A 13,312-nucleotide genomic window follows, 5' to 3' on the forward strand; every position below is an offset into this window, starting at 1 on the left:
GGCTAGCGTAGTCTTTTGGGCTTTGCCTAAAGGACGTAATAAAAAATTAAAAGAACAGATACTATGAAAAAGTTAGCATTATTTTTGATGGTTTTTGTTTTCTTTCTCTCCCCTTCACTGTTTGCACACGATAAAAAAATTCTTATCATCAACTCATATCACAAAGGCTTTCAATGGAGTGATGATATTCTCGCAGGTATGGAAGAAGTTTTTTACAATCATCCTGAAATTACAACCAATATTCTTTATATGGACTCCAAACGTGTAAGTTCCGAGGAGTACTATGCAAAACTAAGAGAGCTCTATAAATTACAACTTCAAAACCAAAAATACGATCTCATCGTCGCAGTTGATAAATTTGCGTATGACTTTTTAATTAAATACTATCATGAACTTTTTACAGATGAGACGATTTTATTTACAGGGTTAGAGCAATTTAACCCAGAAGATGTTCAAAAAGAGGGACTAGATGACCGCATATATGGCATCTTGGAAAAACGTGCCATTCCCGAAACCATCCCTATGATTTCCCATATGATACCGAATCTTAAAAAACTTTACATCATTAATGACGCGAGTGCTAATGGTGACGATAGTGAGCCTTTCATTCGCCAAGCGATGGAAGAACACAACGATAAATTTGAAATTGAATATATTCGAAAATCTACGATAGACGAGCTCAATGAACGCTTTGCTGTACCCAACAAAGATGAAGCGGTCTTTTTTATACGTTTTTATAACGACAAATACGGCAATCTTTATAAAAATAGCCAAATTGCAACGATGATTAACAAAAGTGCGTTACCAGTATTTGTCACTGATACGCTTTTTATAGGCAAAGGTGCATTAGGTGGCAAACTCGTTCCTATTCAAGAGGTTGGTGTTGCTACAGGAAAGATGGTAATCGATGTTCTTGATAAAAAGATCCCTCCTTTGCGCGTTGAAACCTTTATAGAGTACCACTACCAATTTGACGTTCAAAAAATTAAACAGTTTGAAGCGTATCCAAACGCCAGTCTTAAAGAGTATGAACTCGTCAATGCGCCATTGACGTTCTTTGATAAACACCGAAAATTTATCGATGCAGTGTTTCTCATTTCACCTTTTTTAGTCTTTTTAATCCTAGGATTGATCCACAACATCTATATGCGTATTCGCAGTGAAAAAGAGCTCAAAGCCATTGAGCTTCAAAAAAATAAACACCAGCAATTCATCATCCAACAGTCTAAGCTTGCAGAAATTGGTGAAATTTTCTCTTCCATTGCCCATCAATGGAAAAATCCATTGGTTGAAATAGCAACCATTACGCAAGAGCATTTTTATAGCACTGAAGATAGTATCAATGAACAAAACAACCAATACGTTCATGACATTATGGTGCAAGTACGTTATATGACAGACACGATTAATGATTTTCAAAAATTCATTATGCCATCCACGCAAAAAACCGTTTTTGATGTCAGTGAAGCCATAGAGACGATGATGAAAATCATCAACCATAACATCAAATATAACTACATTGATGTCACGATTGATGTCAGTAATGCGACCAATCTCATGGTGAGTGGTTATAAAAATGAGTTTATGCAAACTTTGCTTAACGTTGTAAATAACGCTAAAGAGCAAATCAAAGAAGCACGTGAAAACAAACTGATCAAGAGAGGTTCCATCTTCATTCAAATTTACAATTATTCGAAAAAGGTGATTATTGACATTAAAGACAATGGTGGTGGTATCCCTATCGATAAAATGCCCAATATTTTCGATGCATACTACACCACAAAAGAGCAAGGACATGGTATTGGACTTTATATGTCAAAGCTTATTATTGAAGATAAAATGGGCGGTAAAATCAGAGCAAGCAATACCAATGAAGGTGCATGCTTTACTATTACACTAGGAAATGTAACATGAAAATTTTAGTTTTAGAAGATAACGAACGCTTAGCCAATGTCATTAAAAGTGTCCTCATCAAAGAGGGTTATCAGGTTGATCTTTTTATGGACGGAGAAAAAGCATTAGATGCCCTCAATCACGGCTACCACTGCTTTATCCTAGACATCAACGTTCCATCGATTGATGGACTTTCTATTTTGGAAACCATTCGTATTTATCATAAAGAGATACCTGCCATCATCATCAGTTCAAACCATGATTTGGAAAAAATCCAAGCCTCTTACGAAATTGGCTGTGATGACTATCTCAAAAAGCCTTTTTTCATCTATGAGCTGGTTCAAAAAGTAAAAAAACTATGCCATAAGCCTTCGCAAACCATACAGCTTTGGATTGGCTACACTTATGACTATGTCAATCACCGCTTGTTTGATCCAAATAACGAAGAAATAAAACTTGCCAAAAAAGAGGGAATGTTTTTAGACCTTTTCATCAAAGACAGGCATCGTGTCGTCACATTTAGTGAGTTAGAAGAGTATGTTTGGGAAGGTGAAGAGACCAGTGTTCTTAATATGCGAGCTCTCATAAAACGTCTGCGTAAAAAACTTCCTGAAGGAGCTATTGAGATGATTAAAGAAGTAGGATACCGCTTAGGCGAGTTATGATGGATCGCGGTAATAGAGCTTTGTTTTATCTTTTTGATAGGAACTGTATAGCTTTTTAAACTCTGCAAAAACTTTAGCAGAGTAAGGATTGTCATTGATCTTACCATTGTAAGCATTGATGGCATCTTTATTGTTCTTGTGCTTTGCAAAGCACGTTGCTAGGATGTACGCACCTACTTGAATGTTGATCTTGGGATCAAATAGGTCATAAAATGAGATATTGGCTTTATCAAGCAGTGGCTTATGAATAGAGTTGATCTGCATGATACCCATGTCAAAACGTGGGTAATTGTTGGTGTAGAGAAAATGCACGACATGACTTGCTTCATATTTGTTTTTACTCTTAATCGCAATGACTTGAGAGTATTGTTTGCTTTCAATTCCTCTTTGCTTCAAAAATGTACTGAGATCTTGTGCTTGCTTTGGGGTCATTTTACTTGCAGTAAAGGCTACAACATAACGATCTAAATCACTTTCAACCTTAGCGATAGAGTATAAAAGACGTGGCTCAATGCCATAAATCTGCCCTACTTTGACCCAAATATTTTCACCCTGATTTTGTTGTGCTGCCCACATCAAAAAAGGCAAACATAAGAGTACAATAAAACGAAACACTTTACATTACCTCCTTTATATGAACTGTTTCTCATTATAAAGGAAGCTAACTTTATTCTCTATAAAGCATATCTTAGTTAGAATATTTAACCTTTTGCGGGGGGTATGTGACTCTGGTGTGCACCACGGGCTTCAAACCCGATTGGAGGGGCGGTTGACCGTCTCTTGGTAGGTTCGATTCCTACACCCTCTCGCCAAATTTTCCTTCTCGATTTTCTCTCAAAATACTTTCGTATTCTTCATCAAAATAGTTTAATATCGTTTTTGAGCTTGCCTTACCATTCGACGTCCTATAAGATGAAAAGGAATACCAAGTCCCATGACAGAAAGACTTTGCATCATGACGGCTAGAAGAAATACGGGATCAAGCAGCGCATTCCAAAATGTTTCCAATGAAAAATGCACTTGCACTGCAAGCAGAACGATCACCATAGAATAAAAAAAGAAACCAAGAGCTATTAAACAGTATCCGTAAAATAATTTCATTTGCTTCTTATCTCCTGCATCTTTCATCAATTTCTTTTATTATGCTATTTATCACGCAATTTGCTTAAAAAAAGCGTTAAAATTCAAGGGTATTGTTTAGAGTTTATTGTTGATTAAAAGCGCATTGACCATTGGGTGAAGAAGGGTTTCACCACGCAATGCAAAGCGTTGTACTTCACTAAAGTAGTAGTCCGCTGTACCATAAAGACGAAATTCGAAGGCGCCAAAACCATATCCCATTGGAGTGATTTCAACACGCGAGTACCATGCATTTTTTGCTAAGACATAACGCTCTGTGTCTTGAGCATAAACCCACACCACAATCTCATCTGGGTTTTTTTGACGACCAAGCCATAGCAGAACATTACCAACATCATTAAAAAAGTAGGTATCACCATTAGGTAAAACCGCTTGTGCAGAGTTAAACAAGTCCATGATAGGTACACGGCTTTCAACACAAATATACTTTTCCAATGTAATTTCTAAAGGCTCTTTTTGGGTATTTCCATGACGTACCAAAACACGGCTTTCACTGATATCCATCGTAAAAATGAGCAAACCAATCACGCTAAGAAGTAAAAGGCTTGCAAACGTAGATTTCATCATAAAAACACACCTGTCATGAGGTAATAACGCACTACATAAAAGCTACAAATCAATGCCATAATGATATGACATACAGAAGAATATCGCAGTAAATAGTCATATGATTTTTGAGTAATTCGCTCAATTAAAAAAGGCATAATACCAAAGAAGATGCCTAAAAATAGAGAACCCCAAATAAGATAACCGATGTAATAGTACTCTTTTTGAAGCATACAATATGGGCATTTATGGTTAGGCATTTCATAGATATACAACCCAAAAAAATAGGTAATAGCATAATAAGCGATAAACAAAAAAAGTAAATTGCAGGTAAAACTTGCCATTGTCTGTTTCATGTGATTGAGCACCAATATAGCACCAAAAATCGTATAAAAAAAGAGCACTAAAAGTGTTTGCGTATAACCAAACGGTAGTTTAGGTGCTTGAAACACAACACTACAACAAAACACTGGTACCGTTAGTGGAATATTTGAAAAATAGAGAATCTCTAAAGCAAATTCTCCCAAAACCCCTGCAAAGAGGAGCGTAAAAAGAAGGTATTTACGTTTCAGATAGGGAAATGTAATAAATCCAAGATCCAGTTTATTGATAATCAACCAAAGCCCAAAACCAAAAATGAGCAACAATTTTAAAAGTAAAAGGGCATTGCCATAATGGTTTGCGCCCACAACACCAGCAGAACACATAGCACCAGGAACGATGCCTGAGAGAGCGTTCAGTGACTGGATAAAGAAGAGAAATAAAATCACTTTACAGCTAACGGTAAAATAAAGAATCGTATTGATAAGGTAGTTCTTTTTCTCCAGCGCATATTGCAATGGAGTCGTCGCATTAAAATCCCAATAACGAACAATCGTAACAATGTTTACTTGAGAAATTGCCATCAAAACGATGAGAATAAGCTCAATCAGTAAAAAAACGATAATCTCATTGGATAAAAAGATACTCATTCGACAAACTCACCATCTCGCATATGGACATACCTATCGATACAATTTTGATCGTCAAATAGCGTATCGTGTGTCGCGATAATCACCGTTTTATGAAGTGCTTTAAATTTTTTCAGTATGTCAATAAACATCAATGAATTCTCTTTATCCAAATTGGCAGTTGGTTCATCCGCTAAAATGATTTCAGGCTCCATCACTACCGCTCTTGCAATCGCACAACGCTGACGTTCTCCTCCACTAAGACTACCTACTGTTTGATGTTGCTTGTGTTCAATGTTTGCAAGGCTCATCGCTCGGCTTACTTTTTCGTTTATCGCTTCTTTGCTAAGGGAAGTGAGTGACAAGGGTGCTAAGATGTTTTGGTATACACTGAGCCCCTCTAAAAGATTAAACGATTGAAAGATAAAACCTATCTCTTTATGACGATAGCCAGAGCTCATGATATCAGGTAATTTAGCGATATTTTGCCCATTGACCAAAATTTCACCTGAACTTGGCTTAGCAAGCCCACCTATAAGTGAAAGCAGCGTACTTTTACCACTACCGCTCACTCCTTTTAGGATAACAACTTCTGCTTCTTCAATGCTTAGATTGATGTTTTTAAGTGCATAAAAGGCGTTCGGTTTATTTGGATTGTAAAGTTTATTGAGATTTGTAATAGCAATTTTACTCATGATTTCACCGCCTCACTCATATCGCTGATAGCAATTTTCCATGCTGGTAAAATGACGAACGCTAAGAAAGGAACGACTCCAAATAAAAAGATCAGAAAAAGCAAATTAACGTCAATGACAGGAGTAAATGAGATGCTATTCTCAAGCTCACTTCCTAAAAAAATGTTACGAAGATACGGTGCATTGAACATAAATACGTAAATATACGCCATTGCAACTCCTAAAAGATAGGCGCTCACAGAAACCACTGTATTTTGTATAAATTTAAGTGCAATGATGTCTTTAATACAAAATCCAAGACTACGCAAAATGGCAATCTCTTTTTTCTTTTCGCCATACACCAAGCTGATCTGATTTTTTAGAAGAATAAAAAAGGAGACTAATGCAATCACATAAAGAATCATAAAAATACCCCCTTTGTAGTAGTACAAATGGTGCACTGCACTGATGGCATCTTCTTTTGTCGTTGCTTTGGCACTAGGGTAAATTTCTACAATTTTCAGCGATACATTGCCCACTTCGTTTGGATTTGGCACAGAGACATACAGTTTAGAATATTCATCCATCTCCATACCAAGTACCGCACGGGCTGTATTAGGATGAAGATAAACCGCGTCATTTGAAATAATCGTGGTACTTTTAGGAGCTATTTTATTGATTTTAAGGCGTATCATACGCTCTTCAGTGAAAAAGTGAAACTCTTCATTATAGTAAAGTTCCGCCATTGCATTTTTCACGCCTTGCCCTATGATCATCTCATCTTTTGCTAACGTTGCATCACCAATGATATGAAACCAAAGACGTTTTTGCGCAAAATAGTGGTAGCCATCAACGATGCCTTCAACATTACTCACACCCGTAATTTTGGAGATATCATAAATAAAACCATCATGCATTGCATACGCCCTGCCTGCTCTGGTGTTTTCCACAACAATTTCAGGCTGCGATTTAATGCTGTTTAGCAAATCTTCCTGCAAGGAGTCTGAGATAAACAGCGTAGAACTTAAAATAAAAACAATAAATGAAAAAATCAAAAAACTAAATAAATGATCATTCTTGTCTTTAAAGAGCAGTAAAATAGCATACTCTACAAAGTTTTTACTTCGCATACACAAACCTTTGGTACTCGTTGGACTTAAAACTCACAGAGAGCTTGGCATCTTTTACATGAGAAGATATAGCCTCAATTTCTTTCGCTTTATTTTTGTCGGAAACGCTCAATGCATGTACCGCTAAAATAAGATAAAGGCTGAAAAATGCAATCCCAAGTCCCGTGAGAAATCTCATAGATTTTTAACCATCACTTCCGTAATTTCATCAAATGAAATTACTTTTTGACCATTATGATCTCTTGAAAAGCTGAGTGCTTCATCTTGTGTTGAAAAAGGAATCAGTTCGCTTCCCATCGGTCCATAAACGTTTGAACCAATGACATAAAAGGCTTTTGTTGCTTCTAGTTTTGAAAGCTTGTAGTAATCGCTTACATAGAGTTTATCGCCCCCTATTTTTCTAGCATATGCGTATTTCATCATATCTTTCACGCCATCAAAATAGAATTTTTTATCGCCATCAAACATCGCAACCCATTGAGGATATTTTGCTACGAACATGCCACAAATTGGGCATTTAGCATCTTTCGGAACTTCGATTTTTGTGACAGGAGCCAACTTTGAAGCTGCTTGTTTTCCGAAGTCTTTCGGAAAATCTTCAGCCGCTATGGCATAGGCTTCCGAAAAATTCATCACCTTTCCGCCATTGTCGAAGACAAATGCCAGTGCATCTTTTTCTGTTCCAAACGCATAACTACTGGTACGTGTCATAGTTCCTCGTACTTTACTGCCTACTACATAAAATGCTTTTTTAACATCAATCAAAGCTAAACTAGTGGTATCAACGACTTTCGCATCTTCAGGAATGACACCCTCAGTTGCTTCATAAAGACAGTGAATTGAGCAGTATTGGTGATTGTCATGGGTATGGCTTGTTTTATAAAATTTGACTAAATGCATACCACAATTAGGGCATGAATATTTATCTTTACCAGATTGTATCAGCGTAGCATTTGCTTCAGGAACACTTTGAAACATCTCTGCGTGCGAAAAATTCCAAAAGCACAACAGTATCAAGATCATACGAACAAACATTCTTTATCCTTTTCTATCAAAAAGAGCTCTCTTAGAGCTCTCGCACATTTTCAGTGCCTTTAAAAATATATTACTTGGTAATTTTTTCCAAGAGTTGAGCGTTTTCGCACCCCTCTTTGAGACCTTTGTCACAACTACTTTTGAAGAGTTCTTTGGCTTTAGCGTTATCTACACTGACACCTTTACCTTCTGCATATAAGATGCCAAGATTGTTACACCCTTTATCATATCCATTGTTACAGGCTTTCTCGTAAAATTGGCTTGCTTTTTTAAAATCTTGGACGTTGCCTTTACCCATTGCGTACATAAATGCAAGATTGTCACATCCCATAGCGATACCGCCATCACACGCTTTTTGGTAATATTCACTCGCTTTTTTATTGTCAAGCTCAACACCACGACCCCCAGCATGTAAAAATCCTAGGTTATTACATCCCATTAAGTCTTCGTTTTTACATGCTTTTTTATAAAATTCTGCAGCCTTAGCATAATCTTGTTGTACCCCTGCCCCATTAGCATATAAAAGTCCTAAATTGGTACACCCTTCATCCCCAGCACATGATTTTTCATACAACTCTTTTGCTTTAGCAAAATCTTGTTTGACCACAATGCCATCAGCATAAATCAAACCTAGGTTGTAACATGCTGTCGCAAAATCAGCAGAGCACGCTTTTTCATACAGCTTAACGGCTTTTGCACTGTCTTTTGCAACATTACCCGTACCTTCTGAGTACAAAACAGCCAAGTTATAACATCCTGATGCTTTGCCCTCATTACAGGCTTTATCATATACTTCAACCAATTTTTTATGGTCACCACTCTCTTTGGCTTCCATTCCCTCTTTGATAAATCCAGCCTGTGCCATGACTGCGCATAGGATTAGGGCACATAGTTCTTTTTTCATTGTTCTTCCTTTTACATAAGACTAAATTGTTTTAACATCTCTGCCTTGATACGCCAAGACACACAATCCAAATATCCCTACAAAAATATAGTAAACAAAACTCGGTAAAGAGGCATGTTCTCCTGAAGCCGCGTATGAATGCATTCCTGTAAGATAAAAGTTGACCCCAAAATAGGTCATCATGATAGAGCTATACCCTACCAGTGACGCTATAGAAAAGACATACACCGAATTGAGCTTTGGTACAAAACGAAGATGCAAAATCAGCGCATAAACGATGATAGAGACAAATGACCATGTCTCTTTAGGGTCCCATCCCCAGTATCGTCCCCATGACTCATTCGCCCAGATGCCTCCAAAAAAGTTTCCAACCGTTAACATCGCAAGCCCTATAATGAGGCTTATCTCATTAATCGCTACCAAATGTCTGATTTGTTCATTCATACGTAAGGCATTTTTTTTGTTTTTAAGTATCATCAATAAAAGCGTGATGAAACCAAGCAATGCACCCATACCTAAAAATCCATAACTGGCTGTAATAACAGAGACGTGAACGGTCAACCAGTAGGATTTGAGAACCGGAACAAGGTTTGTAATCTGAGGATTGACAAAACTCATATGTGCGACAAGCATCACAATCGCCGCTAAAATGGCTGCAGCGGAAAGAGAGAGGATGGATTTTCTAAAAACCATAACGCCTGCAAAACCTGCCGACCAACCAATATAGACCATTGACTCGTACGAATCACTCCAAGGCGCATGTCCTGAGATGTACCAACGAAGAGCTAAACCAAAACTGTGCGCGATAAATCCTGCGATAAAAATGTATAGAACGCTCTTTTCCAATGTAGGGTAATTTTTGCCTTTAAAAATAGAAATAAGCGCTAGCACAAATGCGCCACATCCAAGCACAAAATAAAACCCAATCAGTTTTTGAAAGAGTCCCATGTGATTGTAAAGAACTTCTGCTCGTACGCGTGTCTCACTTGGTAAAATGCCACCACTAAGGCTTCGTTGATTCTCTTTGAGCTTAGCAAGTGCTATGTTTGCGTTATCCCATTTATTTGTAGAAATACCCTCTTGAAGTCCAACAAAGTAGTCATTGAGCATACTTTTGACTTCGCTGTTAATGTGTGGATGAGAAAACGCATCATTTGGAGCAATCCATGTATGCGATGCATCATTAGGAATAGGAATAAATTTAAACAAAACCCCTTTGAGTGTCAAATAAGCGATATTGAGTTTTTCATCAAATTTTATAATGTCATTATCAAATGTATCGCGTTTTGACTGTGCTTTTTGGTTGGCAGCACTGACCTGTTTCGCTAGCTTGTAGTAGCCCTCATCATCAAACATGGAAGCAAAACTCACATATTCAGCTTCAGGGCTCAAACCTAGCACTTTTTTAATGCTTGGATTAGAGAGTTTAATGATCTTCATCTCTTGCCAAAGCCCTGCATTTGTCGTCATTCCTAAGATCATCTGCTCAGGAGTCAAGCCAAACAAAGAGCTCTTTCCTGTGATTTTATTGACAATTTCAACGGCTTCAGTACTAATAGGCTTAATACGCCCCATATAATCTTGTACCAATAACGAGCTAAAGACTCCATTGGCATGTTCATAAGAATTTTTACGAAATTGCTCCAATGTATCTGCTTCCGCTTTTAATGGTGTTGCCTGTACAAATACCAAAGGTAAAAGAAGTGCTAAAGCGCTTTTTTGAAGGAACGCTCTAAGCTTTACAAATCTGCTGCCTTTCGTGAAGAAGTTTCCAATAAAACCAACACACAATAAAAAATATCCAAAATATGTCGGCCATTTACCTGGGTCTTTATTGACCTCTAGAATAGTACCCTTTTCATCCAAATCATAAGAGGATTGGAAAAATTTATATCCTTTATAGGTGAGTGGATGATTCATAAATATACGGTAAGGAAATGTAGTGCTATTATCAATTACCTCAAGTTCACTTGCATACGATGAAGGACTTTGTGAGCCTGGGTAACGCTGTAATTCAAAATCAAGAAGTTTAAATGAAAAAGGAAGTGCGATCACTTTAGAACCCCATGCTAGTTCTATTTCAACATCATCAAAACGTACAACAACAGGAGGTTCAATCCAACCTGCGCCGCCTTCGATTTTAACGGTTTTGAGTTTATTGTCGTAACGTGCTTCCACAATAAGGGTGTTTAGTTCACCTTTTGCACCTGCATGATAACTTTTATAATTGATGTGTAGAACTTTACCTTCTACCATTGTTTCATAAGAAAAATCGTTATTACCAATTTGTCCCAATGCGAGGGGGTACTCTAAAAATTCTTTTTCTGTTTTAATCGTAAAGTAAGACTTGACTGTTAACATCTCATTTTCACTGAGCCCTTCTCTGATATGAATAACCCCTTCATACCCAAAGTAACGCGTCAAAGCCGCTCCCACTAAAATCGCTACAAAAGCAAGATGCACGATAAATGCACCGAACTTTTTCCACATTTTGTATTTATACATGATGCCAACTAAAGAGAGGGTTAGCAAAAGCATCACCCCCTCATACCATGTAGCATCGTAAACCATTATTTTAGCGCTTGTTGTGTCGTAAACACTCTCGATAAACGTAGCAACGCCTGCACCAAGCCCTAATAAAAACAACATGAAGAGCATAAATTTATACGAAAAAAATAATTTTTCTACAATGGATACGTACTTCATGTTACACCTTTACATTCAAATCAATACTATTGTTAGACACCAAACGTTTGTCCTGCATATATAATAAACATCCTAAGACATAATACACCCAACACACTTGCCATACCTGAAAGATAAAACGCTGTGTGAGAATGCGCTACATGTTTGCCAAGCACAAAATTAAGCACCAAAGGAAGACCAAAACCAACACCCATTACACCAACCCAGAAAAGTGTTGCATAAACACCACTACTAAATGCTGCTGTCGTTGTTTGCTGAAACTCATTACCCACAAGTAAAGAGACAAACAGCATCGCAATGAGCATAATCTCAACCGCCATAATAGGCCACTCAATCGTATGTAATGTTTTAAGATCACCGGAATGAGTATCTTCTTTGAAAAAATACGAAGCAACCATACTCGCTGACGCCGTTCCTGCTGAAAGACCAGAGACAACAAAAAGCGCAGGTAAAATAGCTGTATTTAAAATTGGGAAACGTACCAAAACAGAGATCAAGAAACCTGTATAGGCACAAATAACCACCGCAAAAACCACACTTAACACCTCAACCAATGGACGGATTTTTTTCAAAAGGGTCATGACCATTTCAAAATAGCCCAAAATTTGAGCTTTTTTGGCGAGGATAGCTGAAATCTCTTTTTCAAACAGATACAAGCACATCACAAGTGTGAGAGGAATGTAAACAGAAATTGCTAAAACACCAATCGACATAACAGACGAAAAGTTATAATTAATCAAAATCTTCCAAAAATAGAGTGGTTTTTCCAAATCACCCACTAAGAAGACCATACCAAAAGCAATCGTTGCAAAAGAAACCAATGACGCAGCTTTGAGTAGAGGCGTATCTTCGTGCTGTTTTTTGTAAAAACGAATCATCAATGCAACAATAAGCGCACCACCTGAAATACCTGCAAGCAAGAGATATACAGCAATCGGCCAACCCCATTCAACACCATGGGAAAATCCGTATGTAAAATTAATGGCACCATTCATATCACACCCCCACCTTTACAACAGGTATATAGCGCAAACTTGGCTTTGTTCCAAAGGTTGGCTTCATACGTACTGCGTCTTTAACCTGTAATATTTGATTGATATACGAACTCTCGTCATTCAAATCACCAAAAACAAGTGCTTTATATTTACATGCTTCTACACACGCTGGTTCATGTCCTTTTGCCAAATTGGTATTCAGACAGAAGTTACAATTCTCAGCTGCTTTCGTTTTTTTATTGATAAAACGCACATCGTATGGACATGCTACGATGCAGTATTTACAGGCGATACAATCATCAGGGTTCATTGTAACAATGCCCGTTTTTGCATCTCTATGACATGCTTTACTAGGGCACACTGCAACACACGGTGCATCTTCACACTGTTGGCACGAAACACGTACATATTTCTTTTCCATCGGTTTTGCAGGATCTGTTTTATTTTCAACATAAAGTCGCACTTGCCCCTGTGGAACTTCATTGACCTTTCGACACGCTACTTCACAATCGCTGCATCCCACACATTTGTTCTGATCAAAGATCATCCCGTAGTGTGGTTTTTTTTCTGTTTTGCCTGTTTCAATGGCAACACTGTAACCCGCAGTGCCCAATGTCACAGAACCAAGACCTAAAACTTTTAGAAAAGTTCTTCTTTTCCCGTCATTTTCCATC

General features: G+C 37.6%; 14 protein-coding genes and 1 tRNA gene. 3 read left to right on the forward strand and 12 right to left on the reverse strand.

Features of this window, described 5'->3' with window-relative positions; translation table 11 throughout:
* Window positions 1-63: 63 nt before the first annotated feature.
* Together UCH001_RS11385 and UCH001_RS11390 are read left to right on the forward strand one after the other, a co-directional pair.
* Window positions 64-1,914: an ABC transporter substrate binding protein gene (locus tag UCH001_RS11385; RefSeq protein WP_067177925.1), complete on the forward strand. Its 1,851-nt coding sequence runs from the start codon at window positions 64-66 to the stop codon at window positions 1,912-1,914.
* The gene (locus UCH001_RS11390) at window positions 1,911-2,558 is read left to right on the forward strand and encodes a response regulator transcription factor (protein WP_067177927.1); all 648 of its coding nucleotides are present in this window, start codon (window positions 1,911-1,913) and stop codon (window positions 2,556-2,558) included. The genes UCH001_RS11385 and UCH001_RS11390 overlap by 4 nt, the downstream gene beginning before the upstream one ends.
* Here UCH001_RS11390 and UCH001_RS11395 read toward each other — a convergent pair.
* On the reverse strand, window positions 2,553-3,173 hold the full coding sequence (locus tag UCH001_RS11395; RefSeq protein ID WP_173636826.1) for a lytic transglycosylase domain-containing protein: 621 nt from the start codon (window positions 3,171-3,173) through the stop codon (window positions 2,553-2,555). The two genes, UCH001_RS11390 and UCH001_RS11395, sit on opposite strands and share 6 nt — an antisense overlap.
* A 98-nt stretch (window positions 3,174-3,271) precedes the next feature.
* On the opposite strand from UCH001_RS11395, the gene UCH001_RS13180 reads away from it, so the two are divergent.
* Window positions 3,272-3,370 (forward strand) — tRNA-Sec (locus UCH001_RS13180).
* 55 nt (window positions 3,371-3,425) lie between these two features.
* Here UCH001_RS13180 and UCH001_RS11400 read toward each other — a convergent pair.
* From UCH001_RS11400 to UCH001_RS11450, 11 genes are all read right to left on the reverse strand, one after another.
* Window positions 3,426-3,686: a hypothetical protein gene (locus UCH001_RS11400; protein ID WP_067177929.1), complete on the reverse strand. Its 261-nt coding sequence runs from the start codon at window positions 3,684-3,686 to the stop codon at window positions 3,426-3,428.
* A gap of 69 nt (window positions 3,687-3,755) precedes the next feature.
* Window positions 3,756-4,265 (reverse strand): hypothetical protein, encoded by a 510-nt coding sequence (locus UCH001_RS11405; RefSeq protein WP_067177930.1) that lies wholly within the window; start codon window positions 4,263-4,265, stop codon window positions 3,756-3,758.
* Window positions 4,262-5,215 (reverse strand): hypothetical protein, encoded by a 954-nt coding sequence (locus UCH001_RS11410; protein WP_067177932.1) that lies wholly within the window; start codon window positions 5,213-5,215, stop codon window positions 4,262-4,264. Before UCH001_RS11410 ends, UCH001_RS11405 begins: the two co-directional genes overlap by 4 nt.
* A complete protein-coding gene (locus UCH001_RS11415; protein WP_067177934.1) occupies window positions 5,212-5,889 on the reverse strand; it encodes an ABC transporter ATP-binding protein in 678 nt (225 codons plus the stop codon). Before UCH001_RS11415 ends, UCH001_RS11410 begins: the two co-directional genes overlap by 4 nt.
* On the reverse strand, window positions 5,886-6,998 hold the full coding sequence (locus tag UCH001_RS11420; RefSeq protein ID WP_067177936.1) for an ABC transporter permease: 1,113 nt from the start codon (window positions 6,996-6,998) through the stop codon (window positions 5,886-5,888). Before UCH001_RS11420 ends, UCH001_RS11415 begins: the two co-directional genes overlap by 4 nt.
* Window positions 6,988-7,176, reverse strand: a complete 189-nt coding sequence (locus UCH001_RS11425) for a hypothetical protein (protein WP_067177938.1) — start codon at window positions 7,174-7,176, stop codon at window positions 6,988-6,990. Before UCH001_RS11425 ends, UCH001_RS11420 begins: the two co-directional genes overlap by 11 nt.
* On the reverse strand, window positions 7,173-8,033 hold the full coding sequence (locus UCH001_RS11430) for a nitrous oxide reductase accessory protein NosL (RefSeq protein WP_067177940.1): 861 nt from the start codon (window positions 8,031-8,033) through the stop codon (window positions 7,173-7,175). Before UCH001_RS11430 ends, UCH001_RS11425 begins: the two co-directional genes overlap by 4 nt.
* Before the next feature lie 70 nt (window positions 8,034-8,103).
* Complete coding sequence (locus UCH001_RS11435) at window positions 8,104-8,937, reverse strand: SEL1-like repeat protein (protein ID WP_067177942.1); 834 nt, start codon at window positions 8,935-8,937, stop codon at window positions 8,104-8,106.
* Between the two features lie 21 nt (window positions 8,938-8,958).
* Entirely contained in the window at window positions 8,959-11,643 is a 2,685-nt protein-coding gene (gene ccsA / locus UCH001_RS11440) for a cytochrome c biogenesis protein CcsA (RefSeq protein ID WP_067177944.1), read from the reverse strand.
* A gap of 32 nt (window positions 11,644-11,675) precedes the next feature.
* A complete protein-coding gene (gene nrfD / locus UCH001_RS11445) occupies window positions 11,676-12,638 on the reverse strand; it encodes an NrfD/PsrC family molybdoenzyme membrane anchor subunit (protein WP_067177946.1) in 963 nt (320 codons plus the stop codon).
* Between the two features lies 1 nt (window position 12,639).
* Window positions 12,640-13,311 carry a 4Fe-4S dicluster domain-containing protein gene (locus UCH001_RS11450; RefSeq protein WP_067177948.1) on the reverse strand — a complete coding sequence of 224 codons (672 nt, stop codon included), beginning with the start codon at window positions 13,309-13,311 and terminating at the stop codon, window positions 12,640-12,642.
* Window position 13,312 lies beyond the last annotated feature (1 nt).

Origin of the sequence: Sulfurospirillum sp. UCH001 (assembly GCF_001548035.1) — a bacterium.
Taxonomy (GTDB): domain Bacteria; phylum Campylobacterota; class Campylobacteria; order Campylobacterales; family Sulfurospirillaceae; genus Sulfurospirillum.

Excerpts from the sequence above, each read along its gene's own strand:
- nrfD (WP_067177946.1), bottom strand. The coding sequence starts at position 12,638 with ATGAATGGTGCCATTAATTTTACATACGGATTTTCCCATGGTGTTGAA.
- UCH001_RS11405 (WP_067177930.1), bottom strand. The coding sequence starts at position 4,265 with ATGATGAAATCTACGTTTGCAAGCCTTTTACTTCTTAGCGTGATTGGT.
- UCH001_RS11450 (WP_067177948.1), bottom strand. The coding sequence starts at position 13,311 with ATGGAAAATGACGGGAAAAGAAGAACTTTTCTAAAAGTTTTAGGTCTT.
- UCH001_RS11400 (WP_067177929.1), bottom strand. The coding sequence starts at position 3,686 with ATGAAAGATGCAGGAGATAAGAAGCAAATGAAATTATTTTACGGATAC.
- UCH001_RS11385 (WP_067177925.1), top strand. The coding sequence starts at position 64 with ATGAAAAAGTTAGCATTATTTTTGATGGTTTTTGTTTTCTTTCTCTCC.
- UCH001_RS11425 (WP_067177938.1), bottom strand. The coding sequence starts at position 7,176 with ATGAGATTTCTCACGGGACTTGGGATTGCATTTTTCAGCCTTTATCTT.
- UCH001_RS11430 (WP_067177940.1), bottom strand. The coding sequence starts at position 8,033 with ATGTTTGTTCGTATGATCTTGATACTGTTGTGCTTTTGGAATTTTTCG.
- ccsA (WP_067177944.1), bottom strand. The coding sequence starts at position 11,643 with ATGAAGTACGTATCCATTGTAGAAAAATTATTTTTTTCGTATAAATTT.
- UCH001_RS11410 (WP_067177932.1), bottom strand. The coding sequence starts at position 5,215 with ATGAGTATCTTTTTATCCAATGAGATTATCGTTTTTTTACTGATTGAG.
- UCH001_RS11390 (WP_067177927.1), top strand. The coding sequence starts at position 1,911 with ATGAAAATTTTAGTTTTAGAAGATAACGAACGCTTAGCCAATGTCATT.
- UCH001_RS11420 (WP_067177936.1), bottom strand. The coding sequence starts at position 6,998 with ATGCGAAGTAAAAACTTTGTAGAGTATGCTATTTTACTGCTCTTTAAA.
- UCH001_RS11415 (WP_067177934.1), bottom strand. The coding sequence starts at position 5,889 with ATGAGTAAAATTGCTATTACAAATCTCAATAAACTTTACAATCCAAAT.
- UCH001_RS11435 (WP_067177942.1), bottom strand. The coding sequence starts at position 8,937 with ATGAAAAAAGAACTATGTGCCCTAATCCTATGCGCAGTCATGGCACAG.